The organism is Citrobacter sp. wls716, assembly GCF_005280975.1.
GTDB classification, from domain to species: domain Bacteria; phylum Pseudomonadota; class Gammaproteobacteria; order Enterobacterales; family Enterobacteriaceae; genus Citrobacter; species Citrobacter youngae.
In genome coordinates, this window is the sequence record NZ_SZWX01000021.1 from 356,628 (window position 1) to 383,362 (window position 26,735).

Annotated in this window: 21 protein-coding genes; 17 read left to right on the plus strand and 4 right to left on the minus strand. The window is 53.4% G+C overall.

Features of this window, described 5'->3' with window-relative positions:
• Nucleotides 1-40: 40 nt before the first annotated feature.
• The 13 genes from FDX24_RS04390 (at nucleotide 41) to FDX24_RS04450 (ending at nucleotide 17,682) form a co-directional block, all read left to right on the plus strand.
• The gene (locus tag FDX24_RS04390; RefSeq protein WP_005122303.1) at nucleotides 41-1,315 is read left to right on the plus strand and encodes a Glu/Leu/Phe/Val dehydrogenase; all 1,275 of its coding nucleotides are present in this window, start codon (nucleotides 41-43) and stop codon (nucleotides 1,313-1,315) included.
• A 395-nt stretch (nucleotides 1,316-1,710) separates the two neighbouring features.
• Nucleotides 1,711-3,570, plus strand: coding sequence for an STY4199 family HEPN domain-containing protein (locus tag FDX24_RS04395; RefSeq protein WP_137363875.1), 1,860 nt, complete (start codon nucleotides 1,711-1,713; stop codon nucleotides 3,568-3,570).
• 38 nt (nucleotides 3,571-3,608) lie between these two features.
• On the plus strand, nucleotides 3,609-5,720 hold the full coding sequence (locus FDX24_RS04400) for a hypothetical protein (RefSeq protein ID WP_137363876.1): 2,112 nt from the start codon (nucleotides 3,609-3,611) through the stop codon (nucleotides 5,718-5,720).
• Between the two features lie 276 nt (nucleotides 5,721-5,996).
• Nucleotides 5,997-7,067 (plus strand): dihydroxyacetone kinase subunit DhaK, encoded by a 1,071-nt coding sequence (gene dhaK / locus FDX24_RS04405; RefSeq protein WP_048211439.1) that lies wholly within the window; start codon nucleotides 5,997-5,999, stop codon nucleotides 7,065-7,067.
• Between the two features lie 11 nt (nucleotides 7,068-7,078).
• The gene (dhaL, locus tag FDX24_RS04410) at nucleotides 7,079-7,711 is read left to right on the plus strand and encodes a dihydroxyacetone kinase subunit DhaL (RefSeq protein ID WP_005122292.1); all 633 of its coding nucleotides are present in this window, start codon (nucleotides 7,079-7,081) and stop codon (nucleotides 7,709-7,711) included.
• Nucleotides 7,712-7,721: 10 nt separating this feature from the next.
• On the plus strand, nucleotides 7,722-9,152 hold the full coding sequence (dhaM, locus tag FDX24_RS04415) for a dihydroxyacetone kinase phosphoryl donor subunit DhaM (protein WP_137363877.1): 1,431 nt from the start codon (nucleotides 7,722-7,724) through the stop codon (nucleotides 9,150-9,152).
• Between the two features lie 172 nt (nucleotides 9,153-9,324).
• The gene (locus FDX24_RS04420) at nucleotides 9,325-11,037 is read left to right on the plus strand and encodes an alpha,alpha-trehalase (RefSeq protein WP_048211437.1); all 1,713 of its coding nucleotides are present in this window, start codon (nucleotides 9,325-9,327) and stop codon (nucleotides 11,035-11,037) included.
• Nucleotides 11,038-11,245: 208 nt separating this feature from the next.
• Nucleotides 11,246-12,268: an ABC transporter substrate-binding protein gene (locus FDX24_RS04425; RefSeq protein ID WP_048211436.1), complete on the plus strand. Its 1,023-nt coding sequence runs from the start codon at nucleotides 11,246-11,248 to the stop codon at nucleotides 12,266-12,268.
• A gap of 5 nt (nucleotides 12,269-12,273) precedes the next feature.
• Entirely contained in the window at nucleotides 12,274-13,254 is a 981-nt protein-coding gene (locus FDX24_RS04430; RefSeq protein WP_371414765.1) for a FecCD family ABC transporter permease, read from the plus strand.
• Nucleotides 13,251-14,012, plus strand: coding sequence for an ABC transporter ATP-binding protein (locus FDX24_RS04435; RefSeq protein ID WP_101742640.1), 762 nt, complete (start codon nucleotides 13,251-13,253; stop codon nucleotides 14,010-14,012). The genes FDX24_RS04430 and FDX24_RS04435 overlap by 4 nt, the downstream gene beginning before the upstream one ends.
• Nucleotides 14,013-14,021: 9 nt before the next feature.
• A complete protein-coding gene (locus FDX24_RS04440; protein WP_048211433.1) occupies nucleotides 14,022-14,834 on the plus strand; it encodes a class I SAM-dependent methyltransferase in 813 nt (270 codons plus the stop codon).
• Nucleotides 14,831-15,688, plus strand: a complete 858-nt coding sequence (gene modD / locus FDX24_RS04445; RefSeq protein ID WP_137363879.1) for a ModD protein — start codon at nucleotides 14,831-14,833, stop codon at nucleotides 15,686-15,688. Before FDX24_RS04440 ends, modD begins: the two co-directional genes overlap by 4 nt.
• Nucleotides 15,689-15,711: 23 nt before the next feature.
• On the plus strand, nucleotides 15,712-17,682 hold the full coding sequence (locus FDX24_RS04450; RefSeq protein WP_115643314.1) for a TonB-dependent siderophore receptor: 1,971 nt from the start codon (nucleotides 15,712-15,714) through the stop codon (nucleotides 17,680-17,682).
• A 41-nt stretch (nucleotides 17,683-17,723) separates the two neighbouring features.
• Here the strand turns inward: FDX24_RS04450 and FDX24_RS04455 are convergent, their stop codons facing one another.
• On the minus strand, nucleotides 17,724-17,978 hold the full coding sequence (locus FDX24_RS04455; protein ID WP_048212573.1) for a GlsB/YeaQ/YmgE family stress response membrane protein: 255 nt from the start codon (nucleotides 17,976-17,978) through the stop codon (nucleotides 17,724-17,726).
• 201 nt (nucleotides 17,979-18,179) lie between these two features.
• On the opposite strand from FDX24_RS04455, the gene ycgR reads away from it, so the two are divergent.
• Nucleotides 18,180-18,914, plus strand: a complete 735-nt coding sequence (gene ycgR, locus FDX24_RS04460; RefSeq protein WP_137363880.1) for a flagellar brake protein YcgR — start codon at nucleotides 18,180-18,182, stop codon at nucleotides 18,912-18,914.
• Nucleotides 18,915-18,925: 11 nt separating this feature from the next.
• Here the strand turns inward: ycgR and emtA are convergent, their stop codons facing one another.
• On the minus strand, nucleotides 18,926-19,537 hold the full coding sequence (gene emtA / locus FDX24_RS04465) for a membrane-bound lytic murein transglycosylase EmtA (protein WP_048211429.1): 612 nt from the start codon (nucleotides 19,535-19,537) through the stop codon (nucleotides 18,926-18,928).
• Nucleotides 19,538-19,635: 98 nt separating this feature from the next.
• Here emtA and ldcA point away from each other — a divergent pair, with 98 nt between their 5' ends.
• Both ldcA and FDX24_RS04475 read left to right on the plus strand, forming a co-directional pair.
• Nucleotides 19,636-20,550 carry a muramoyltetrapeptide carboxypeptidase gene (gene ldcA, locus FDX24_RS04470; protein WP_137363881.1) on the plus strand — a complete coding sequence of 305 codons (915 nt, stop codon included), beginning with the start codon at nucleotides 19,636-19,638 and terminating at the stop codon, nucleotides 20,548-20,550.
• Between the two features lie 97 nt (nucleotides 20,551-20,647).
• The gene (locus FDX24_RS04475; RefSeq protein ID WP_040232328.1) at nucleotides 20,648-22,381 is read left to right on the plus strand and encodes a potassium/proton antiporter; all 1,734 of its coding nucleotides are present in this window, start codon (nucleotides 20,648-20,650) and stop codon (nucleotides 22,379-22,381) included.
• Between the two features lie 51 nt (nucleotides 22,382-22,432).
• Here the strand turns inward: FDX24_RS04475 and dadX are convergent, their stop codons facing one another.
• Nucleotides 22,433-23,503 carry a catabolic alanine racemase DadX gene (gene dadX, locus FDX24_RS04480; protein ID WP_137363882.1) on the minus strand — a complete coding sequence of 357 codons (1,071 nt, stop codon included), beginning with the start codon at nucleotides 23,501-23,503 and terminating at the stop codon, nucleotides 22,433-22,435.
• 12 nt (nucleotides 23,504-23,515) lie between these two features.
• Complete coding sequence (locus tag FDX24_RS04485) at nucleotides 23,516-24,814, minus strand: D-amino acid dehydrogenase (RefSeq protein WP_048211426.1); 1,299 nt, start codon at nucleotides 24,812-24,814, stop codon at nucleotides 23,516-23,518.
• Nucleotides 24,815-25,136: 322 nt separating this feature from the next.
• Here FDX24_RS04485 and FDX24_RS04490 point away from each other — a divergent pair, with 322 nt between their 5' ends.
• Nucleotides 25,137-26,669 (plus strand): SpoVR family protein, encoded by a 1,533-nt coding sequence (locus tag FDX24_RS04490; RefSeq protein WP_048211425.1) that lies wholly within the window; start codon nucleotides 25,137-25,139, stop codon nucleotides 26,667-26,669.
• The last annotated feature ends 66 nt before the right edge of the window (nucleotides 26,670-26,735 follow it).

Consider the following 26,735-nt stretch of genomic DNA (forward strand, 5'->3'; position numbering starts at 1 on the left):
CCAAATTAAGAACATATTACTTTTATAACTAAGGTTTATCATGGATAAGTTATCTTACGCTTCAGATAGCAGCACATCTGCCTGGAATACCTACCTGCAACAAATCGAGCGTGTGGCCCCTTACCTGGGCGAACTTTCCCATTGGGTGGATACCCTGCGCCACCCGAAACGCGCGCTAATTGTCGATATTCCGGTGCAGATGGATGACGGCACTATTCGCCATTTCGAAGGATATCGTGTACAGCACAACCTCTCCCGCGGCCCGGGAAAAGGCGGTGTGCGTTATCATCCTGATGTTGATCTTAATGAAGTGATGGCCCTTTCCGCCTGGATGACCATCAAATGTGCCGCACTGAACCTGCCGTACGGCGGTGCCAAAGGTGGCGTTCGCGTCGACCCATTCTCGCTGTCCGAAGGTGAACTGGAGCGTTTAACCCGCCGCTATACCAGCGAAATCGGCATTATCATTGGGCCGCAAAAAGATATTCCAGCGCCGGATGTCGGCACCAACGGCAAAGTGATGGCATGGATGATGGATACCTACTCCATGAACCACGGCACCACCGTAACCAGCGTGGTCACCGGTAAACCTATCCACCTTGGCGGTTCGTTGGGTCGTGATAAAGCAACGGGTCGTGGCGTGTTCGTCAGCGGTCTGGAAGTGGCTCGTCGTGCCAATATCGACGTTGAAGGCGCGCGCGTAGCGGTACAAGGCTTTGGTAATGTCGGCAGTGAAGCGGCTCGCCTGTTCGCCAGTGCTGGCGCACGCGTCGTTGCCATTCAGGATCACACTGCCACCCTGTTTAACACCACCGGGATCGACATGACCGCGTTGACCGCCTGGCAGTTGGAGCACAAACAGATTGCCGGTTTCCCGGGGGCGGAAACTATCGCCAGCGAAGCCTTCTGGAGCGTGGAGATGGATATCCTGATCCCTGCCGCGCTGGAAGGACAGATTACCCGTCAACGTGCAGAAATACTGACCTGCAAACTGGTGCTTGAGGGCGCTAACGGCCCAACTTACCCGGATGCCGATGATATGCTGGCAAGCCGCGGTATCATCGTGGTACCTGACGTCGTATGTAACGCAGGCGGCGTCACCGTCAGCTACTTCGAATGGGTTCAGGACATGGCCAGTTTCTTCTGGAGCGAAGAAGAGATCAACAATCGCATGGATAAAATCATGACCGATGCGATGGTTCATGTGTGGGAGAAAGCGGCGGAGAAATCCTGCTCATTGCGCACTGCTGCCTATATTGTGGCCTGCGAGCGTATCCTGCTGGCACGTAAGGACCGTGGTATTTATCCGGGATAATACGACGGCAGATACGTCAACGTTTTGAACGACGATAAACGCCAGTCGTGAGTTACGCCAATAATGCGGCATTATTTGTGGCATTATTGGCGTGTAGTCGCCTGATTCATCCGCCCCGCTTTCTGCGTTTTACTTACCCAATATCTGCGCGGTTTGTTAGCCAATAAACATTAAATCCCATCGCAGCAGCCATAATTTGCGTTAAGAACCCATAGCAACGCATTATTGGCCGCAATGTCTACTACCAATATTACGCCCGCCATATATATTGACGAACTGATTAAAAATCCCGAATAATTGTCGAATTATGGCATTCTGGCTGCAGGGAAAGTTGCCTGACACAGTGCGATTAGATCGGGCCGGGAAAACTCAGCGAATAACCATGTGAGAATATAATGGTCGATCATTCATCTGCTTCTGAGCACAACGATTTTACTCGTTGCCTGTCTCTTTTCGACAGCGCATTTCCACAAATTTTATCCCTGCTGGGCATGCCAGCCCCCACGCAACTCTCGCCTGATACGTTTTATGATTCACTTGATAAAGCCCGAGAGAAATTAGGCAACTGGAACAGTGTAGCGGCCCGCTTTAACTATAACGAGCAGGAAATGGCGAGCTTTCTTGCGGCACTACGCACCTTGAACAAATGGCTCGGCAGAAATACAGATGGCCAGCCTGCCGACAGAAATCTGACCATTGCCGCGTTGCGTTTTTTGTGGCAGCTCGAATATTTGCGAGAAAAACAGCCTCAATTAACTTACTCAACGACGCTGAATAACGAAGACGAAGAAAAGCAGTTACGTAGTTTGCAGCAGGTACGGGCATTAGAGTTGACCATTCGTAGTTTAATTAATGAAGCGTACAATAACCAACAAGCCCTACTTGAGCACCTAAACAAATTATTTGGTCAGGAACGTGTAAAAAAATGGCTGAACGTTGCCGATCGTGATGACGTATTGAGCGGTACTCTTTTCAGTGAACTCGCCTCACTGTTTATTGATAAAGACGAATATCCCATCCACTATTCTCCACTTTATCAATATACCCCTTTGCTCAGCTTTGTTAACGATAAACGTAGAACACTGAATACCTTTCTTGACGATATTCGCGTAATTCGCAACCGTCTGGCGCATCATAAGCGGGTAACCTCCGTCCAAACAACATTGGTGAATTACTATTACCGAGAAATTACTGAGCCGGTACAGGAGGCCTTCGATGAAGGTCGGGTAAAAGTTAACCCTGATCGTTTTTTTGATGACAGCAATGCTGAGGTTGCGCGCTATTTCGAACGGACCGCCCAAAAAATTGACGATCTTGGCGGTGACGTTCAGGGAATAAAGGATGACCTGGCGGCTCAGGCTCAGGATATTGGAAAAATCAAAATGGAAACGGGCATCATTCGCAATCGAGTGGCCTGGGTGCTGGGCGGTATCGTCGTCATTATTGTTGGTTCGGTACTGACTTTCGGAACCTCAACCAAGACGCTGGTGAATACGGAGTCCATCCGTAGCGATCTCGGGGAAGTGGGTAAAACGGTTGCCGGTGCGAAAAAAGAAACCAGTAGCGATCCGCGTAAAGAACTGGCGAATATCGGCATTGCCTGGGATGAAAAAAATCTTCGCGCCGCTATCGACCGCGGTGATACCCAGGTTGTCAATTTGTTTCTTGCCGGAGGCATGCGCTGGAAACTGTATTATGCCGAAGCCGCATTACAGGAAGATCGCCAGGAAACGTTGAATGCCCTATTACAATCAGCATCGTTGATGGATGAAAAAAACGGTTGTCTCAGAATGGCCGGTAAATTACGTCAGCAAACGAACCAGAATGGCACGCTGACCCCCATACAGATTCGTTATTTAAAAACATTCTGTTCTTCTGCCAAGGATATTCAGGGTATTAAAGCGGAACTGGACAGAGCGCTTAATTTTGAGAAAGCCCAGAAGAAAGCTTACGATGAAGAAATGGCCAAAAATGAACCTGCGGGTCGCTGTGAACGCCGTTTGATGGCCGATAATGCGCGTGACTTACTGGCTGACGCGGCGCAGTTTTCACTGCAAAGACCTACCACCTATTCACTCCACGATGTGTTATTGAAAGAACTGAATACGCGTCTGATGTTCGGCACACTCAACGGGGCAGAGTTAAAAAGCCTGGTTAAGAACTACTGCGTGAAACAAGAAAACCATGAACCCAATATTGCGATTGACGATAACTGGAGTCGCTCACAACGGGTCATTTATAACGTAGTCAAATAATGAGCGATACAACAACACATCCATCGAAAGAGAATTATATGTTCGCATTCAACAATGCATGGCCGCAGTTTACTTTCGAGTTCAATCCGTCGCAGCGTGATGCACCGGCAGGCAGCCTGCTGATCGGATTGGGCGACGGCAATGATACGGAAAGCCAAAAGGGTATCGCGCTCAATAACAAAGGATACCGTGCAGGTCACTACAATTCGGTGAGTGAACTGGTGGCAAATGCCGACGATCGTCAATGGACTATATGGCGCAATAAACTCTCAAGTGTCCAGGGAATACAACGAATCGTTATCGAAGATTTCTCTCTGGATACCTGTTTTACGCTGTTGCTGTTTTTGAACCATCTCGATGCCGCTGGTTCGCTGTCGCTATCAACACATCCGTGGCTGGAATACGTCACCGCATGGGAAAGCGGTATTTATCTGGACGGTGATGATACGACGCGTTCTGCCGCGTGCTTGTTATCCGCACTCGCGCATAGCAGCCTGTGCGAGCAATCCATGGATGATACTGCCGTTGTTCGCCACAACATATTGGCCTGCCTGCGCCTGTTGAGCGATATGATAATAGCCAACCCAGACCCCACCGCAGGCATTATGCCCATGCACACGCAATGTTATGCAAGTGCGGTCGCAAGTCTGGCGTATGAGCAACAGATTTACCAACACGTTATCAAGCGTTCGGTGACCTGCCAACTCCTGCTGGACCTCGGCACAGGCCGGCGGCAAACGGTGGTTGATGCACTGTTTATCACCGAAACGCTCCCTTCCGGGATGCTGAAAATTCTCGCGCGCTGCGACAAAGAACGCAGTTGGACGCACAATGGATTTGGGCTGCTGGCCATTTATCGCCCGCGAGAAGTGGGCACGGGCAATGATATCGTTATTTCGCTCAACCCCATTCAGGGGACGCGCCTTGATGCCCTGTGGTTCGCTCTGGAACAGCGTGAAGATGCTGCCTGGCAAGGGTTACGCCCGCACGATACTCCGCGTTTTCTCGAAAGCTATCGCCTGGCTGGAAGCGATAAACTAATCCCAGGAGCACCGAACCAACCCTGGTACGACGATCAAGGCAGAATGACGCTAATTGCGGCACCGAAGCAGCTTGCGCCCGGAGAGCCAGGCTCGAAACTGACCTGGCAACAAGACGTTTTACCCACAATCTGGGAAAATTATTTTACCCGGTACCTTGATAACGCCATTGTGCCAATAGCTTTACCCGAACTTGATTGCCGCACAAAGGGTAAATGCATTCGTGTCTATCAGCATCGCATCCCGGAGGGCGGTGATATTACGATAGTCCCGCTGATGCGTATGATCGATACCCCCACTTTCCATGCCTGGCTGGCAGCACAGAGCGATAGCACGCGCGTCGTCCGGAGCCCTGCGGATCTCCCCCCCACCAGCGAGTACAGCAGCCAGTGGTACAGCAATATTCTGGTCGTCGCTCACCGTCATGGCGTCACATTCTTCTGTCGCGAAGAAGAGGATAAACATCTGGCAATACTGATTAAAGCGGCCAGTTCAGTAGCGGATGTCAGCCATGAGTATGAAAATTTTCTGGCGAACTCTGCCCAACAGATTGAACAGTGGCTCAAGGATCTGCTCGAATCGCAGCAAATTCACAACCGAAAGGGAAAAATTCGTCGTTTATCTGACTGGTCCGAAATGATGCTGGAAACCAAGGCCCGGGCGCTAAAAGCCATGAATAAAGGTGCTTTGGTCGGCAACGATGCCCTGCATAACCAGCTGAGTGACGATCTCTCGCGGCAGTGGGGATTATCGGAACAGCGCCAGGAGCTCATGGCGCAGATAGAGCAATTGGATCAGCTCATGCGCCAGGCGATTAGTCAGCGTCAGGAAAAACGTCAACGTATTTACGGCGCACTGTTTTCCGCTTTAGCACTCGGCGCGGCGGCTAACCATATTTGGGAACCGATTAAAGAGATAAAAACAACAAACCTTTATGAATGGCAACTCATGCTATTCAAAGAGCAGCCAGCCCCGGCAATGGACAAATTGCAGGCGATTGCCGCAGATGCCGCACGATACGAAGTCTATACCCTGGCTATTCTGCTAATTTTTGGTTTTATTGGTTTTATCCTGTTCTGGTTTTTCGATTTTAATGGCAAAGAAGAGTAAGGAATAACGTTTTATTCACAATACCGTCAGCATAAACCTTGCCGCATCTCTCACTTCCGCTGTTTTATGCACCAATACGTTTCAATACGGAACATTACCAGATGCTAATGTTCCGTATTGAAACGCCAATCACATCAATTTTCTTTTGACTACCCGTGTGCAAAATTACCTTATCGGCAGCGAGAGGTCGCCGTGGCGCTGTACAAACCGATACCCTACATCAGATGTCTGCCTGATATGTGCAGCCATCTCAGGACTGTCTGCGGAGCATAAACAATGAAAAAATTGATCAACCGTGTTGAAGACGTACTGAACGAACAACTCGCCGGGCTGGCAAAAGCCTACCCTTCTCTGGCACTGCATCAGGACCCGGTGTATGTCACTCGCGCAGATGCGCCAGTGATGGGCAAAGTGGCGCTGCTTTCCGGTGGTGGTAGCGGCCATGAGCCAATGCACTGCGGCTACATTGGCCAGGGTATGCTCTCCGGTGCCTGTCCGGGTGAAATTTTCACCTCGCCAACGCCGGATAAAATGTTTGAATGCGCCATGCAAATTGATGGCGGCGAAGGCGTACTGCTGATAATCAAAAATTACACCGGCGACATTCTTAACTTCGAAACGGCAACCGAGCTATTGCATGAAAGCGGCGTCAAAGTCACCACGATGGTCGTGGATGATGACGTGGCGGTGAAAGACAGTCTGTACACCGCCGGTCGTCGCGGTGTGGCAAATACTGTATTGATTGAAAAACTGGTCGGTGCGGCCGCAGAACGCGGTGACTCACTGGATGCCTGCGCGGCATTGGGGCGCCAGTTGAACAATCAGGGTCATTCCATCGGGATTGCCATTGGTGCCTGTACCGTTCCGGCGGCCGGTCAACCGTCATTCACCCTGCAGGACAACGAAATGGAGTTTGGCGTCGGTATCCACGGCGAACCCGGCATTGACCGCCGTCCATTCTCCTCGCTTGATCAAACTGTGGATGAAATGTTTGACACCCTGCTGGAAAACGGCAACTACAGTCGTACGCTGCGTCACTGGGATCACCTTCAGGGCGCATGGCAGGAAGGGAAAGAAAGCAAACGCGCGCTACAGAGCGGCGATCGCGTGATTGCGCTGGTCAATAATCTCGGTGCGACACCGCTGTCTGAGCTCTTCGGCGTGTATAACCGCCTTGAAAGCCGTTGCCAGGATGCCGGTATTGTCATCGAACGTAACCTGATTGGCTCTTACTGCACCTCTCTGGACATGACCGGTTTCTCAATCACCCTGCTACAAGTGGATGACGAAACGCTGAGCTTATGGGATGCACCGGTTCACACCCCTGCACTCAACTGGGGTAAATAAGGAGATTCATGATGTCCCTCACCAGAACACAAATTGTTAACTGGCTCTATCGCTGCGGCGAAATATTCACCACCGAAAGCGATTTTCTTACCGGCCTTGACCGGGAAATCGGCGATGCCGACCACGGTCTGAATATGCACCGCGGCTTCAGTAAAGTGGTCGAAAAGCTCCCGTCCATTGCGGATAAAGATATCGGTTTTATTTTGAAAAATACCGGTATGGTACTGCTCTCAAGCGTCGGTGGTGCCAGTGGCCCGCTGTTCGGCACCTTTTTCATCCGCGCCGCGCAGGTCACTCAGGCCCATCAAAGTCTGACGGTTGACGAGTTGTATCAGATGATGCGTGATGGCGCAGAAGGTGTCATTAGTCGTGGTAAAGCCGAACCGGGTGACAAAACCATGTGCGACGTTTGGGTGCCTGTCGTCGAATCTTTACGCCAGTCCAGCGAGCAAAAGCTGAGCGTACAGGCCGCTCTGGAGGCGGCAAGCGCCCAGGCAGAAGCCGCGGCGCAAAGTACCATCACGATGCAGGCGCGCAAAGGCCGCGCCAGCTACCTTGGTGAGCGTAGCATTGGGCATCAGGACCCCGGCGCAACGTCCGTTATGTTTATGATGCAAATGTTGGCTCAGGCGTCCAGAGAGTAAGGATAAAACGATGGTAAACCTGGTTATTGTGTCTCACAGCGCCCAACTGGGCGAAGGCGTCGGTGCGTTAGCCCGACAGATGTTAATGGGTGATGGTTGTAAACTCGCTATTGCCGCAGGCATTGACGATCCTGAGAACCCCATTGGCACCGACCCCATCAAAGTGATGGAGGCCATTGAGTCAGTGGCAGACACGGATCACGTGCTGGTGATGATGGATATTGGCAGCGCGTTACTGAGTGCGGAAACCGCGTTGGATCTGCTCGATCCGGCAATCGCCGCCAAGGTGCGTCTGTGCGCTGCCCCGCTGGTTGAAGGTACGCTGGCGGCAACCGTCAGTGCTGCGGCGGGCGCTGATATCGATCGGGTCATCAATGATGCCATGAATGCCCTCGACGCCAAGCGTGAGCAACTGGGTTTACCTTCGTCGTCTGTTGCGAAGACAGCACCCGCTGAATTGTCACCCGACGCCGATGCTCGTTCGGTTGCCGTGACCGTAAGAAACCCCAACGGTATACATGTTCGCCCGGCATCGCGGCTGGTCTCCACATTGTCTGGCTTTAATGCCGACATGTGGCTGGAAAAAAACGGCAAATGCGTCGTCCCTGACAGCCTGAATCAGATAGCACTGCTGCAGGTGCGCTGTAATGACACGCTGCGCCTGATTGCTAAAGGTGAACAGGCAGACGCGGCGCTGGCTGCGTTTACGCAGCTGGCGGCTGAGAATTTTGGCGAGTCCGTCGAAGAAGCACGCGCTGAAAGCATCGCAGTACCGGTGCCAGCGCTGGCAACGGGTACGGCATTTTGCTATACGCCGTTCTCACCGCAAGTCACCCATCGCCCGACCGCGGATATGCAGGACGAGCAGCAGCGGCTAAAAGCGGCCATTCAACGCACACTCGACGACCTGAGTGATTTAACCGCGCTGGCAGAGGAGAAGTATTCCGCTGATATCGCCGCCATTTTCTCTGGTCATCACACGCTGCTCGACGATCCTGAGCTTTTCGATATGGCCTGTGATTTGATGCGTGAAGAGCAGTGTAGCGCAGCATATGCCTTGCATAACGTACTGCGCGATCTGAGTCAGCAGTATCTGCAACTCGACGATCCTTATTTACAGGCGCGATACATTGATATTGAGGATTTGCTGTCCCGTACGCTGCAACATTTGACCGGCGAAAGTGCCCGTATCCCCGCGTCTATTCGACCGACCATTCTGGTCGCCGATGTCATCTATCCGTCTACCGTGCTGCAACTCGACCCGCTCACGATCAAAGGGATCTGCCTGCGCGCCGGTAGCGAAGCCTCCCACTCGGCGATTATCGCCCGCGAGATGGGCTTGTGCTGGGTATGCCAACAAGGCGCAACCCTCGATGCTATCAAGATGGGTGACGCTCTGACTCTGGACGGTGTAGCAAATCGGGTGATCCTCGCGGGCTGATACCCACAGCCCACCCTTTATCTGTAAAAGGTGGGCTATTTCACTCCCTCCGTCAGGAAATGTCTGTTTAATCGCAAAATGGGGGGCCGATCACGCGCAACGGTCGATCCTGAACTAAGGTTTTCTCATGGTAGATGCCGCAACTTCGGCACGCCGCTAAGGAGATTAACCGATGATAACACCCGCAATTCGCCATCCTGGCCTGCTCTCAGTGGCGATAAAACTGACGCTCGCAAGCACCTTTTTTGCTCTGGCCTCTTTTACTGCGAACGCTGAGGATTCACCTGTCGCTACGCCTTCTCCTCCTGATATTCTGCTTGGTCCATTGTTCAATGATGTACAGACAGCAAAGCTATTTCCCGATCAGAAAACTTTTGCCGACGCAGTGCCCAACAGCGATCCGCTGATGATCCTTGCCGATTATCGGATGCAGAAAAATCAGTCCGGCTTTGATTTACGCCATTTTGTGGAAGTGAATTTTACGTTGCCAAAAGAGGGTGAGAAATACGTGCCCCCGGCCGGGCAATCACTCCGCGAGCATATTGACGGACTGTGGCCGGTACTCACTCGCTCAACCACCGATGTCGAAAAATGGGACTCTCTGCTGCCGCTACCAGAACCCTATGTAGTGCCGGGCGGGCGTTTTCGTGAGATTTATTACTGGGATAGCTATTTTACTATGCTGGGGCTTGCCGAGAGCAATCGCTGGGACAAGGTTTCTGATATGGTGGCCAACTTCGCTTATGAGATTGATTCCTGGGGGCACATTCCTAACGGCAACCGAAGCTACTACCTGAGCCGTTCACAGCCACCGTTCTTTGCCTTTATGGTTGAACTGCTGGCGCAGCATGACGGTAACGACGCGCTGAAAAAATACCTCCCGCAGATGCAAAAAGAGTACAGCTACTGGATGGAAGGAGGCGAAACACTTCAGCCCGGTCAACAGCATAAACGTGTGGTCAAACTGGCTGATGGCACCCTTTTAAACCGCTACTGGGATGACCGGGATACGCCAAGACCTGAATCCTGGGTTGAGGATATTGCCACCGCGAAAAGCAATCCGAACCGCCCTGCCACTGAAATTTATCGCGACCTGCGCTCAGCCGCCGCATCCGGCTGGGACTTTAGTTCACGCTGGATGGATAACCCCAACCAGCTAAGTACCCTGCGCACCACCAGCATTGTGCCTGTCGATCTCAATGCCTTGTTATACAAGATGGAGAAAATGATCGCTCTCGCCAGTAAAGCCGCAGGTGACGATGCCAAAGCAGCGCAGTACGAGGGCTTTGCCAATGCCCGCCAAAAAGGGATTGAAACCTGGTTGTGGAATGACAAAGAAGGCTGGTATGCCGACTATGATCTGAAGAGCCACAAAGTCCGTAATCAGTTAACTGCCGCCGCGCTGTTCCCTTTATTTGTGAATGCGGCGGCAAAAGATCGCGCCGGCAAGGTGGCCGCAGCAACTCAGGCGCATCTGTTGCAACCTGGCGGCCTTGCAACCACGTCGGTGAAAAGCGGCCAGCAGTGGGATGCTCCCAACGGCTGGGCGCCGTTACAGTGGGTCGCCGCCTCGGGATTACAGAACTATGGCCAAAATGATGTCGCTATGGATGTCACCTGGCGATTCCTCACCAATGTGCAGCACACGTACGATCGTGAGAAAAAATTGGTTGAGAAGTATGACGTGAGCAGCACAGGAACTGGCGGCGGCGGTGGCGAATACCCGCTACAGGATGGTTTCGGCTGGACCAACGGCGTAACGTTAAAAATGCTCGATCTGATATGCGCTAAAGATAAACCCTGCGACAGCGTACCGGCAACGCGCCCCGCCCCCGCCAGTAACACGCCTTCCGAGGCCAAAAAGCAGACTCAACCGACGTCCTAATCTTCTTCTGGTGTCTTCAGTCTCCTCTAAATCCGCGCCATGTCGCGGATTTTTTGGTGCCATGTATCTCCATTTCAGGTGTATCCATTGCATCTAGCCCTTATGGGGTAGCCCCTGTTTTCATCCGTGTGAAATTGATTCTGAACATGTTTTTATTCGCTGTATATGTAAATATATAGCGATTTTATCACTGTTCAGGACCAACATAATGCCACTGACAAGAAGGATGTTTGCCCAGCTCGTGGCATCTGCGCTGCTGTTACGCCATTTTCCGGCCCTTGCCCAAACACCGCTTACCGTTGCTGTCGGTTCACCGCCGTCACCCGAGGCAATCCAGCGCGTCGTCAGTGCCGGAGCACCTGCTGATATGCTATTGCTGGCTGTCGCACCGGAAAAACTGGTGGGATTTTCATCATTTGATTTTTCTCACCAGGCCGCAGTGCCATTCCATCATGACATTTTGGCGTTACCGAAATTGGGAAGACTGGCAGGACGCGCCAGCACCCTGTCACTGGAGGCCTTGTTAGCGCTGAAACCCGATCTGGTGGTTGACTGCGGCAATGCTGATGAAACCTGGCTTTCTCAAGCCCGGCAGGTCAACGCGCAAACGCACGTTCCGTGGCTGCTGATTAACGGCGAGCTCCGACAAACCCCGGCACAACTGCAAGCCGCAGGGGCTGCGCTGGGTACCGCAACACGGGCCTCGGCACAGGCTGCACTTGCCCGTCGATTTATTGATGACGCAGATGCATTTTCGCACTCGCCCGCAGCAAAACTGCGCTTTTATGCCGCACGCGGTGCCAGAGGACTGGAAACCGGTTTACAGGGTTCACTGCATACCGAAGCACCAGAGTTACTGGGATTACACAATGTCGCGCAAATCCCGGGACGACATGGATTGACCCAGGTATCCATGGAAAATCTGTTGAGCTGGCAGCCCGATATTATTCTGGTTCAGGATGCAGTCACCGCACAGTACCTGCGAGAAGATCCCGTCTGGCAAGGGGTTAAAGCCGTTGCTGAGCAACGTATTCTGTTTCTCAGCGGACTGCCGTTTGGCTGGCTGGACGCCCCGCCGGGCATCAACCGGTTGCTGGGATTACGTCGCCTGCACGCCTGGCTTGACCCCAAAATTGAAACCCACTTTAAGACCGATATGCAGCGCTACGCAGAGTTGTTCTGGCACACCTCATTAAGCGATGCACAGTTTCAAAAGCTGGTGACACCCTGATGAGAATGACTACGCTGAGTGCTCTGATGATCGCAGCCATTGCCGTGTGTGTCATCGTCGCAACGGTTTCAGGTGCATATCGCCTGGATGCCCAGCAGGTGATGAACCTCATTGCTGACCATCCGGGCGTGCCGCCCCAGGACAAAATCGTCTTCTGGCAGATTCGATTGCCACGCATTCTGGCTGCATTGCTGCTGGGCGTGGCACTGGCGGGCGCAGGGACCACTTATCAGGGTATGTTCCGTAACCCACTGGTGTCGCCGGATATTCTCGGCGTGGCAGCCGGGGCGGGTTTAGGGGCCTGTACCGCCATCCTGCTCGGTTTACCGATCCTGTTTATTCAACTGTATGCGTTTGTCGGCGGCCTGTTCGTGGTGGCGGGCGTGTGGCTCATCACCCAGCGGGTAAAACGCCACGATCCGGTACTCACCCTTGTACTGGTCGGCATTGCGCTGGGTACGGTGTGCGGCGCAGGGATTTCGCTCATCAAAACGCTGGCTGACCCGTATACCCAGCTACCGTCGATTACCTTCTGGCTACTCGGTGGTCTGTCGACCATCACCGCCCATGACCTGTGGTTGTCCGCACCGCTGATCGTGGCCGGTTTGGTGCCGCTGTTGCTGCTACGTTGGCGTATGAATTTACTCACCCTCTCGGATGATGAAGCCCGTTCTCTGGGCATCAACGTTTCCCGGCTACGGCTCTGGCTGATTATCTGCGCCACGCTTATCACCGCCTGTACTGTGGCGATTGCCGGAATTATTGGCTGGATTGGGCTGGTGGTGCCACACATTGGCAGACTGCTTTGTGGGAACAACCACCAACGGCTACTGCCTGTTTCAATGGGGATCGGCGCTATTTTACTGCTGCTGACAGATACCCTTGCCCGCACTCTGAGCAGCACGGAAATCCCGCTGGGGATCCTGACCGCGTTTATTGGTGCCCCCTTCTTCCTGTTACTTCTGCTCCGGGGAGGCCGACAATGACGCTGCTGAGCGTACAACATGCATCTCTCGGCTACCATTCCCGGCACCCAGTATTACGCGATGTCTCGTTTAGCGTCGCGCCAGGGTCAATTTGTTGCCTGATTGGCGCCAATGGCAGTGGGAAAACCACGCTGATGCGTACCATTCTTGGCGTTCTTCAACCGCTTGCTGGCCAGATTACGCTTGATGGTATCGCGGTGAATCATCTCAGCGACCGGGAACGCGCCGCCGCCATCGCCTGGGTTCCTCAGGCACATGACGGTGCGTTTGCCTTCACGGCTCTGGACATGGTGATGATGGGACTGGCCCCGCAAATGGCGGCATTTGCCGTTCCCGGCGGCAAAGAACGCGACATCGCCCTTGAACAACTGGACGTGCTGGCAATCCCGCATCTCGCGCCCCGGCGCTGGAACACCCTGAGCGGTGGCGAACGTCAACTGGTGTTGATTGCCCGTGCGCTGGCACAGCGTCCACGTCTTTTACTGCTGGATGAACCTGCTTCCAGCCTCGATTTTGGTCACCAGATCCGACTGCTCGACACCCTGGTCACGCTGAAAAATTCGGGCATGGCGCTGCTTATGTCGACCCACCATCCGTTGCATGCACGGGCCATTGCCGACAGCGTGGTACGCGTCGAGCCAGATGGTCTGGTGTCACAGGGGGGGCCTGAACACCAACTGGCTGCTGAACGTCTGGCCACGCTGTATCGGGTCACGCCCTCACAAATAGCCCATCACCTCTTTGGCTCACACGATTAAGGAATCACGATGCTCATTGACGACATTGATTTTGCTGACCTGTACCGCAAACAGTTACTTCAGGCGAAGCGAACCGAGAAAAAACCAGAACACTGGGACAAACGCGCGGAAAAAATGGCAGAAAATTGCGCCTCATTAACCGACAACTACCTGCTCCAGTTATTGAGCAAGATTGACCTGAAAGGTGCTGAATCACTGTTTGATATGGGTTGCGGCCCCGGAACGGTTGCGCTGGCGCTGGCCAAAAAAATGCCGATCGTTTACGGCGTAGACTACAGCCAGGGAATGCTGAGCGTTGCCGCTCGCCGTGCCGGGCAGATGGGCGCGCGCCACGTACAGTGGGTGCAGCGCGCATGGGAAGCGCACTGGGACGACTTGCCCCAGTGTGATATTGCCGTCGCCTCACGTTCAACGCTGGTTGCCGATATGCGTCAGGCTATGACCAAACTGAATAATCAGGCACGGCTGCGGGTTTACACCACCCATCTCGTCAGTTCCTCATTTGTATCGCCCACGATTCAGCGCGCGCTGGGGCGCGAGGTGATTGAGCTTCCCAACTATATCTATGCACTGAATGTTTTGTATCAGATGGGCATTCACGCACATGTTGATTTTATCCGTGGACCAAACTGTCAGCAGGACAACAGCACCTGGACACGTTTTCTGGAGAACGTGCGCTGGAGCATGGGAGAACTGAGCACCGACGAAATTGAGCGTCTGGAGCACTGGTACCATCAGCAGGACCCCGGCACCATCGCTCCCGCCAGTCGCGACTGGGCGCTTATCTGGTGGGACAGCGTACCGCGGGAGGCGCTGCAATGATCTACTTCTCACAGGCGCAAGTCGATGCGCTGCTGCTGGAGGATATTCAGGGCGGCGATTTAACAACCCGCGCGTTGGGTATCGGCGCACAGCCAGGAAGTATGGGTTTTTATCACCGCCAGGGCGGGTGCGTAAGCGGAACTACTGTTGCCAGACAAATGCTGACATCACTGGGTTTGACCGTTACCGACCTTGTGCCCGATGGCGAACGGGCGCGTACCGGACAGTTACTTCTGCGCGCGCACGGTAACGCGGCGGCACTACACCAGGGCTGGAAAGCGGTACAGAACGTGCTGGAGTGGAGTTGCGGTGTCTCACGCTATCTCGACGATATGCTAAGCATCCTGCGTCAGCGCTATCCTGATGGCCAGATTGCCTGCACCCGCAAAACTATCCCAGGCACCCGTATGCTGGCTACCCAGGCGATCCTTGCCGCCGGAGGCATTATCCACCGGGGCGGGTGCGCCGAAACCGTGCTGCTGTTTGCAAATCATCGCCGCTTTCTTGCCGATCCGAACAACTGGGCCGCGGCAATAGCACAACTACGCGCCCATGCGCCAGAAAAAAAGATTGTGGTCGAAGCAGATACCCCCGATGAGGCACTGGCCGCGCTACATGCGGCCCCTGATGTGCTGCAACTCGATAAGTTTACCCCTGAGCAGGCAGCAGGCATCGCTCGCCTGGCACCGTCTCTGGCCCCCCATTGCACGCTGGCGCTGACTGGCGGCATTACCCTCGCCTCACTGGCGAGTTATCTCGACTGTGGCATCAGACTCTTTATCACCTCCGCACCTTACTACGCCCCACCGGCGGATATCAAAGTTAGCCTGAGCCCGGACGCCCACGGCGTATAACATTTATAAATGGACTATAAATAATGAATTTTAACAAAAGTTGTCTTTACACAGCCCTGTCGTTTGCTTTCGCGCAAGGTGCTTTTGCTGGGCAGGAAAGCGAAACCATGACCGTCTGGTCTAGTCCGGCCTCCGCCGCAACCACTACGGTTCTCGGCCAGGAAACGATGCAGCAGTTGGATAAACAAAACGTGGCGCAGGCGCTAAGCGTCGTTCCCGGCGTCGTGCTGCAAAAATCCGGTAACCGTAACGAGCAACAAGTGAAGGTCCGCGGTTTTGACAGTCGTCAGGTCCCGGTCTTTTTCGACGGTGTTCCGGTGTACATCCCCTACGATGGCAACCTTGATTTAGGTCGTTTTCTGACATCCGATATCGCTTCTGTCGAGGTCTCTAAAGGCTACTCATCCTTGCTACAGGGGCCGAACCAGATGGGTGGCGCTATTAACATCACGACCAAGAAGCCCACCAAACCGATTGAGGGCTCTCTGGGCTATCGTCAGGGCTGGAGCCGTAGCAAAGACAATGCCCATGATATGCACGCGTCGTTCGGTGCCAGCAACGATCTCGGATATATCCAGCTCAGCGGTAGCCAGCTAAAACAGGATTTCCTCGGATTACCTCATGGTGTTGATAACCCGGTAGCGGGCAGCAATGGCAAGATGATTAACTCATCAGCCGATGATAAACGCGGCATCGTGAAACTGGGGTTCACGCCACGCGGTGATGATGAGTATGTTCTGACCTACATTAATCAGGACGGCGAAAAAGATAACCCGCCATATGCCGGGACCAGCAGCCAGAAATCACGTTACTGGCAATGGCCGCAATATGATAAAGAAAGTTATTACTATCAGGGCACCACGCATTTGGGCGATCGCTTTACATTGAAAAGCCGCCTGTATCGCGACACCTTTGAAAATACACTGATGATGTACAATTCCCTTGCCGATCTGAAAAATAAGAAAGGCAGCTACAGCCATTATTCTGACTATAGCGACGGCGCAGGTTTGCAGCTTTCCGCTGATATGCGGGAGAACGACCTGCTCTCTTTCGCCGTGAACTGGAAAGACGATGTTCATCGCGAAAAAGGGGCTCCAAATGCCGCTTATGACCGCTACGAAGATCGCACCTGGTCTGTTGCCAGTGAATATCAGTGGGCGGCTGCGGATAATGTCGATGTGGTGGCGGGTATCAGCTACGACTGGCGTGACAGCGTAGAGGGGATGAAGCACGAGAAAAACGGCAGCGTTACCCATTATGATGACAACGATCAGTCCGCCTTTAACTGGCAGGTAATGACCAAATATCACTTTGAAAATTCTGACACATTAGCGCTGTCCTACTCTGACAGAACGCGCTTCCCCACACTGAAAGAGCGCTACACCACGTCAAAACCGGCTTATAACCAGATAGCGCTGGTCAACCCGCAGCTAAAACCGGAACGCGCCCGTAGCGTCGATCTCACGTGGAACGGTTCGTTCACCCAAAACTGGGGATTCGAAGCCAGCGTGTATTACAACCGCATTACCGATGCGATTCTGTCGCACAATATTGATGCCGACACGATTCAGAACCAAAACAGTGGTCGGGTGGATTACACCGGCCTGGATGCCGGCGTCAAAGGTAAGGTCTTTGACATGCTGGATGTGGGACTGAGCTACGGTCTTATCCATGCTGACGTTAAACGCAGCGACATCGGTAAAATTACCGATCTACCGACGCAAACTCTCACCGCCTGGATGACGCTGAAACCGTGGGACCCACTCAGCATTACGCTATCCGAAGAAGCCCGCTCTTCAAGCTATAGCAATTCTGATGGCTCACAAAAAGCGGCCGGATTCGCCATTACCCACCTCCGGGCAGATTACACCATCGGACATGGCTTTAGCGTTAACGCTTCGGTCAACAACCTGTTTGATACACAGTACGTCTACAGCGAAGGGTTTATCGAAGAAGGGCGTAATTACTGGGCGGGGATTGAATACCAGTTCTGACTAAACTACGCAGAGAAACGGCCCCCGCAGGGGCCGTTCAATTAATCTCGTCGTACCAGTCGGAAAACACCCAGTACCACAATCGCGCCGACCACGGCCACCAGGAAGCTGTGGAGATTAAACCCACTGACATCGCCGCCGATACCAAACATCGTTGCCAGCCACCCACCGACCACAGCACCGACAATACCGAGAATGCAGGTCAGAATAAATCCGCCGCCATCACGCCCCGGCATAATCAGCTTGGCGATAACCCCCGCAATCAGACCAAAAATAATCCAGGCAATAATTCCCATTTTCAGGCCCTCTTTCCAGTGAACGCATACGCAAGACATTCTTGCGCCAGCACGTTAAGTATAGGCAAGCCATCGCTACCTGCTGTTTGCACTCAGACTTAATTCATTGGCTTGGGTAAAAAATTTCATCCATTTGTATTAAGTTCCGTCTCGCAATGCCGATAACCCAACGATAAGCCAGGTATCCAGGAGTCATTAGGTGTGAGTAACTACAATGAGCAGTTCCTGAAGCAAAACCCGCTCGCCGTATTAGGGGTACTCCGGGACTTAAATTCACAGCAGGTTCCACTGCGTATCTCCTGGTCAGGAGGTCAGTTCATCAGCAAAATTCTTGCTGTCGGCCCGGACGAATTGATCATGGATTTTGGCAGTCAGGAATATGAAAACCAGGCCGTGCAACGCGCCAGCCAGATCTCAATTATCGCTGAAACGCAGGGTGCCAAGGTGGAGTTTACCCTCCCGCAACTGACAAAAGGCGAGTATCAGCGATTGCCAGCCTTTGTCTCATCGTTGCCACCTTCGCTGTGGTTCGTCCAGCGTCGGGAATACTTCCGCATCGGCGCGCCGTTACACCCGCCCTATCACTGCAAGGCGAAGATGCCGGACAACAGTCTCCTGCATTTTCGCTTATTCGATTTGTCTCTTGGCGGCATGGGCGCGCTATTAGAAGGGACAGCACCGGAGGGGCTGGTCGAAGGCATGCGCTTCTCGCAGGTTGAACTGAATATGGAACAATGGGGGGTGTATCACGTTGATGCCCAGCTCATCTCGATTACCGAGCGAAAAGTGATCGACGGAAAAAATGAGACCATCACCACTCCCCGCCTGAGCTTTCGTTTTCTCAACGTCGGCCCGGCGGTGGAGCGGAATTTACAGCGGATTATTTTTTCACTTGAGCGTGAGGCTCGGGAAAAAACGAATAAAGTGCGCGAGTAATATTACGCGCGTTACATCGCATCCAGCGCTCGCTGAAGCTTCCAGATATAACGTGGAGCCTGCGGCGCTGGATGGTTATCGACAACATGCTCGAAAAACTCATCCGCACTCAGATCGTTGATTTTGCTGATGGCTTTTTTCCTGTCAGAGGAGAACGTCCGCAGCAGCGCCCCGGCACCGTTCGCGTATGACACCACCAGCGCATATTGCATCACCTGTGGGTCTTCAATTCCCGCCAGCGGACCGGTTTCAAGAATGCTCAGATATGCCGCCCCCATGGAGATATTGCGCTCTGGATTTTTCAGCTCACTGGTCGACGGCTCACCGCTCCACCCCATACGACGATAAACATCCCGCCCGGAGGTAGAGGCTTTAAGCTGCATCAGACCGATGGCATTAGATTTACTGACTGCATTGGGGTTCCCCCCTGATTCAATAGCGATAATCGCCGTAATCAATTGTGGGCTAACGCCCCAGGCAGCACCGGCTTTTTCACTGATCGGCATCCATTGCATTGCGCGTTTAACCGGAACTTCTGCATTCCATGGCGGATTTTTGTAATCCTGTTTTGAACTACAGCCCGCGAGTAATACAACCAAAAAAGCAAACCATCTCAATTTCACGTCATCTATCCTTATAGCCGGAACCTGTCGCTGAGGTGACAACGACATACCTACGCGGCATGATATACATTTGGTTTTAGTTGTAGCAAGGAAATGCCATGTCCCGGTTTCACTTAATTGCCCCGTCGGGCTACTGTATTAACCAGCAGGCAGCATTACGTGGGCTTGCGCGTCTTACTGAGGCCGGTCATCAGGTCGATAACACTGCCGTCATTACCCGCCGCTGTCAGCGTTTTGCCGGTACCGAAGCCGAGCGTCTGGCGGATGTGAACTCACTCGTTGAGCTAAAAATGCCTGATACTATTGTGATGGCGGTGCGCGGCGGCTACGGTGCGAGCCGTTTGCTGGCAGATATTGACTGGCAGGCGCTGGCCGTTCGTCAGCAACAAAACCCGTTGCTGCTGTGTGGACACAGCGATTTCACGGCCATTCAGTGTGGTCTGCTGGCTCAGAGTGATGTGATTAGCTTCAGCGGCCCGATGCTGGCGGCTAACTTCGGTGCCGAGGAAATGAACGCCTTTACCGAGCACCATTTTTGGCAGGCTTTGCGCAATGCCGAATTTACCCTCGACTGGCAAGGGCATGGCCCGGATTGCGCTACCGAAGGCACGCTGTGGGGAGGCAATCTGGCAATGCTCATTTCGCTGATGGGAACGCCGTGGATGCCCGCCATTGAGAACGGTATTCTGGTGCTGGAAGACATCAACGAGCACCCGTTTCGCATCGAGCGCATGCTGCTGCAACTTTATCATGCTGGGATCCTCGCCCGCCAGAACGCCATCATTCTCGGCAGTTTTAGCGGCAGTGCGCCTAATGACTATGATGCCGGTTACAGTCTTGATTCAGTTTGTGATTTTCTGCGCGCCAGATTATCCGTTCCACTGTTAGGCGGCCTCGATTTTGGCCACGAACAACGCACCGTCACCTTACCTTTAGGGGCCAAAGCCGTGCTGAAAAATGATAAAAACGGCAGTCAACTCACAATCTCCGGTCATCCGGTGCTTAAATCGTAAAAAAAGCCTGCCTCAGGGCTAAGTAAAACGCTGTTTCTGTCGTTATTATGTTAGGGTTTATTAATACGAAACAGCGTAATTCAGGAGTAACCGAACGTTGGATGCCGCAGCAATCATTAGCCTTTTTATTTTGGGTTCCGTTCTCGTCACCTGCAGTATCTTGCTTAGTTCATTCTCATCACGTCTTGGTATCCCGATTCTGGTGATTTTCCTCGCTATTGGCATGTTAGCGGGCGTGGACGGCGTGGGCGGTATTCCTTTTGATAACTACCCTTTTGCCTACATGGTGAGTAACCTGGCGCTGGCGGTTATTCTGCTCGACGGTGGGATGCGCACCCAGGCCAGCTCATTTCGTGTAGCGCTGGGCCCGGCGTTATCGCTGGCGACCGTGGGTGTGCTGATTACCTCTGGCCTCACCGGCATGATGGCGGCATGGCTGTTTCATCTGGATCTCATTGAAGGGCTGCTGATTGGTGCGATTGTCGGCTCAACCGATGCCGCGGCGGTCTTCTCCCTGCTCGGCGGTAAAGGACTCAACGAACGTGTGGGCTCGACGCTGGAAATTGAGTCAGGTAGCAATGACCCAATGGCCGTATTTCTGACCATTACGCTTATCGAAATGATCCAGAACCACGAGACCGGTTTAAGCTGGATGTTTGCGGTACATATTATCCAGCAGTTTGGCTTAGGTATCGCTATCGGTCTCGGCGGTGGATATCTGCTCCAGCAGATGATTAACCGTATTTCACTGCCTGCCGGGCTTTATCCACTGCTGGCCCTGAGCGGTGGGATCCTGATTTTTGCCCTGACTACCGCGCTGGAAGGCAGTGGTATTCTGGCGGTTTATCTGTGTGGTTTCCTGCTGGGTAATCGCCCGATCCGCAATCGGTTTGGTATTCTGCAAAACTTCGACGGTCTGGCCTGGCTGGCGCAAATCGCCATGTTCCTGGTGCTTGGACTGCTGGTTACGCCGTCCGACCTGCTGCCTATCGCGATTCCGGCGCTGATTTTGTCCGCCTGGATGATTTTCTTCGCGCGTCCGTTGTCAGTGTTCGCCGGATTGCTGCCATTTCGTGGTTTCAATCTGCGTGAGCGCATTTTCATTAGTTGGGTGGGTTTGCGCGGCGCGGTGCCGATCATCCTCGCCGTCTTCCCAATGATGGCGGGCCTGGAAAACGCGCGCCTGTTCTTTAACGTCGCATTCTTTGTGGTACTGATCTCGCTGCTGTTCCAGGGAACGTCGCTGTCGTGGGCCGCCAAAAAAGCCAAAGTGGTGGTCCCGCCCGTTGGCTGGCCGGTTTCTCGTATAGGTCTCGATATTCATCCGGATAATCCCTGGGAGCAGTTTGTTTATCAGCTCAGTGCGGATAAGTGGTGTGTCGGGGCCGCGCTGCGTGACCTGCATATGCCGGAAGAGACGCGAATTGCCGCCCTGTTTCGTGACAACGTGCTGTTTCACCCCTCAGGCAGTACCCGCCTGCGTGAAGGCGATGTACTGTGCGTCATTGGCCGCGAACGCGACCTGCCCGCCTTAGGTAAGCTGTTCAGCCAGTCGCCGCCAGTGTCGTTAGACCAGCGTTTCTTTGGTGATTTTATTCTTGAAGCCAGCGCGAAATATGCCGATGTGGCACTGATTTATGGCCTGGAAGATGGCACCGGGTATCGCGATAAGCAGCAAACGCTGGGTGAAATTGTCCAGCAACTGTTGGGGGCTGCGCCGGTCGTCGGTGACCAGGTGGAATTTGCTGGCATGATCTGGACGGTAGCCGAGAAAGAAGATAATGCCGTGCTGAAAGTGGGTGTCCGTGTGGCAGAAGATGAGGATGAGTAACGCGGATGTTTTTTGCCGGGTGGAGGCTGCGCCTTACCCGGCCTACAAAAGTTACACCGTCACAACCGGTACGCGCAGCGCCAAAGAACACATTAATTCATAACCCACCGTGCCCGCCGCTGTCGCCACATCGTCGATTTTAATCTCTTTACCCCACAGCTCCACTGGCGTCCCGATCCCCGCCTGCGGGCACGGCGTCAGGTCTACCGCCAGCATATCCATGGATACCGTGCCGACCGTCCCGGTACGTACGCCATCCACCAGCACAGGCGTGCCGCTTGGCGCATGGCGCGGATAACCATCGGCATAGCCTGTCGCCACAATGCCAATGCGCTGCTCGCCGCTGGCAGTGTAGCGTCCACCGTAGCCCACCCGATCTCCGGCTTTCAGCGTCTGTATGCCGATTATCTCGCTGCTCAGGGTCATTACTGGTTTCAGGCCGGTATTGGCGATGTCCCGCCATTGCCCCGACGGTGATGCGCCATACAAAATAATACCCGGGCGAACCCAGTCATAATGCGCTTGTGGGTGCCACAGCGTCGCAGCCGAATTCGACAGCGAACGTCGACACTCCAGCCCTTCCGTTGCCTGCGCAATACGCGCCATCGCGTCCTTAATTCCATCCGGATGTTCAGCATCCGCAAAATGTGACATCAGCGTCATTTCACCCACGTTAGGCATTGCCCGTAACTGTTGCCAGACGGTCGCAACGCGCTCTGGTAAGAAACCCAGCCGGTTCATGCCGCTATTCACCTTGAGGTAAATATCCAGCGGCGCGTTCAGGCGGGCATTTTGCAACGCTTTGAGCTGCCAGTTACTGTGGACACAAGTGGTCAGACGATATGTGTCATACACCGTCAGGTCTTCGGCATGGAAAAAACCCTCCAGCATTAAAATCGGTCCTTTCCATCCCCGCTCCCGCAGGGTGATCGCCTCCTCGAGATTGAGCATCGCGAAACCATCGGTCGTTCCCAGTGCATTCCAGACACGTTCTATACCGTGTCCGTAGGCATTGGCTTTTACGACCGACCAGACGCGGGAGTCCGGCGCAGCCTGACGCGTAATGATCAGGTTTTGTTTCAACGCCTGCAGGTCAATGCTGGCCAGTATCGGGCGGGTCATCTCGCGTCCTTATTAGTTATGTACGCCATGTAAATGCCGCGGGCGAGACGGAGTAAATCCCGGACTGTAACGCGCCACGCTCAGATCGTCATAAGGTATGGCAGGCGTGCGACCAGAGAGGATATCGCTCAGCAACTGACCGGATCCACACGCCATCGTCCAGCCCAATGTGCCATGACCCGTATTGAGCAGCAGATTCTTAAAGCGGGTACGCCCCACCACTGGCGTTCCGTCTGGCGTCATCGGGCGTAGCCCGGTCCAGAAGGTCGCCTGTTCCACATGCCCACCGCGCGGAAAGAGATCGCGCACCACCATCTCCAGCGTTTCACGGCGTGGTTGTAGTAGCTCAGTATTAAAACCAACAATCTCTGCCATACCGCCAACACGAATACGCTCATCAAAACGGGTAATGGCGATTTTGTAGGTTTCATCAAGAATAGTTGAAACCGGAGCGCCGTCATCTTCTGCCACCGGAATGGTTAATGAGTAGCCTTTGAGCGGATACACCGGAATATCAACGATCCCTTTGAGCATTGCCGTGGAGTACGAGCCAAAGGCCATAACATAGGCATCGGCTTTGACTATCTCCTCGCCGCACTGAACGCCATAAATCTGCTCGCCATCGCTCAGCAGCTTATCGACCGGAGTGTTAAAACGGAATTTTACCCCCGCCTGCTCGGCCATTTGCGCCAGACGCTGGGTAAACAGCTGACAGTCACCGGTTTCGTCATTCGGTAACCGTAACCCGCCTGTCAGTTTGTGCGCGACCTCTGCCAGCGCAGGTTCGACTTCCGCCAGGCGACTTGCTTCCAGCAGTTGATAGGGTACGCCCGCATCTTCGAGCACGGCGATGTCGCGGGTGGCGTTCTCATATTGTTGAGCGGTACGGAACAGTTGCAGGGTTCCGCCCTGACGTCCTTCATACTCGATACCGGTAGAGGCACGTAACGCTTTCAGGCAATCACGGCTGTATTCCGCCAGGCGCACCATCCGCCCCTTGTTTTCCATGTAGTGGCTGGTGTCGCAGTTGCGCAGCATTTGCCACATCCATTTCAACTGGAACTGCGTTCCGTCGAGGCGTACTGCCAACGGCGCGTGGCGCTGAAACATCCATTTAATCGCTTTTAGCGGTACACCTGGGGCCGCCCACGGCGCGGCATAACCAGGGGAGATTTGCCCGGCGTTCGCCGCACTGGTTTCCAGTGCCGGCCCCGGCTCACGATCGATGACGGTGACATCGTGTCCAGCCTGACTTAAATACCAGGCGCTGGTCACGCCAACGACGCCACTTCCCAGTATGACAACTCGCATAGCCACTCCGTTAACAGTAAAAGAACAATCTTCTAATTACATCTTGATAACTCAGTTGAAAATATTATTCAACATATGGCTTTTTTATGGTGATGTATCTCACACATAGCAGTGATTGCAGGGAAGTCTCTGCTTTGGCATCTCCTGCTGTGCGTTATTTTTATCCAGCATAAAATTTTGTCACCTGGCCGTTTTTCGACGCTTCGCTGACGTGAAATCGCAAAGAAAAAATTTCTCCTGCAGCACGTTTTTTAACACCATGATCTATGCTTGAATTGAGGTACTCCAGACAGAGAGTGCCGCCAACAATGAGGGTGCGCGAATGGCTACGATTGATTCCATGAACAAGGACAGCACACGGTTAAGCGATGGACCCGACTGGACGTTTGATCTGCTGGATGTCTATCTGGCAGAGATAGACCGCGTGGCGAAACTCTACAGGCTGGATACCTACCCGCACCAAATCGAGGTGATCACCTCCGAGCAAATGATGGACGCCTATTCCAGCGTTGGGATGCCGATCAACTATCCGCACTGGTCGTTTGGTAAAAAGTTTATTGAAACCGAACGCTTGTACAAGCATGGTCAGCAGGGGCTGGCCTATGAGATTGTTATTAACTCCAACCCGTGTATCGCGTACCTGATGGAAGAGAACACCATCACCATGCAGGCGCTGGTGATGGCGCATGCCTGCTACGGACACAACTCCTTCTTCAAAAACAACTACCTGTTTCGTAGCTGGACGGATGCCAGTTCCATCGTCGATTACCTAATCTTCGCACGAAACTATATAACCCAGTGTGAAGAACGCTACGGGGTGGATGAAGTCGAAAAGCTCCTCGACTCCTGCCATGCGCTGATGAACTACGGCGTTGACCGTTACAAACGCCCGCAAAAAATCTCCCTACAGGAAGAGAAAGCCCGTCAGAAAAGTCGTGAAGAGTATCTGCAAAGTCAGGTGAATATGTTGTGGCGCACGCTGCCGAAGAAAGAGGAAGAGAAGACGATCTCTACCGCGCGTCGTTATCCTTCTGAGCCGCAGGAAAACCTGCTGTATTTTATGGAGAAAAATGCCCCACTGCTTGAATCCTGGCAGCGAGAGGTCCTGCGTATTGTGCGTAAGGTGAGCCAGTATTTTTATCCGCAGAAACAAACTCAGGTGATGAACGAGGGATGGGCAACCTTCTGGCACTACACCATCCTCAATCACCTTTATGATGAAGGCAAAGTCACCGAGCGCTTTATGCTGGAGTTTCTGCATAGCCATACCAACGTGGTATTCCAGCCACCGTATAACAGTCCATGGTATAGCGGGATAAACCCGTATGCGCTGGGCTTTGCTATGTTCCAGGATATCAAACGTATTTGTCAGTCGCCCACCGAGGAGGACAAATACTGGTTCCCAAATATTGCGGGTTCCGACTGGCTGGAAACGCTGCATTTCGCGATGCGTGATTTTAAAGATGAGAGCTTTATCAGCCAGTTCCTGTCACCAAAAGTGATGCGCGATTTCCGCCTGTTCACGGTGCTGGATGATGACCGCCATAATTACCTGGAAATTTCAGCGATTCACAATGAAGAGGGGTATCGCGAGATCCGTAACAGGCTGTCATCGCAATATAACCTGAGCAATCTGGAGCCGAATATTCAAATCTGGAATGTCGATCTGCGCGGCGACCGTTCACTGACCTTGCGTTATATCCCACATAACCGCGCGCCGTTGGATAAAGGACGCAAAGAGGTGCTTAAGCATGTGCACCGGCTATGGGGTTTTGATGTGATGCTGGAGCAGCAGAATGAAGATGGCAGCGTTGAGCTGCTGGAGCGTTGCCCGCCAAGGATGAACGGCCTGTAACGCTTATTGCCGGAGGCGGTGTAAATACCTTATCCGGCCTACGACGTAGACGCATTGTAGGCCGGA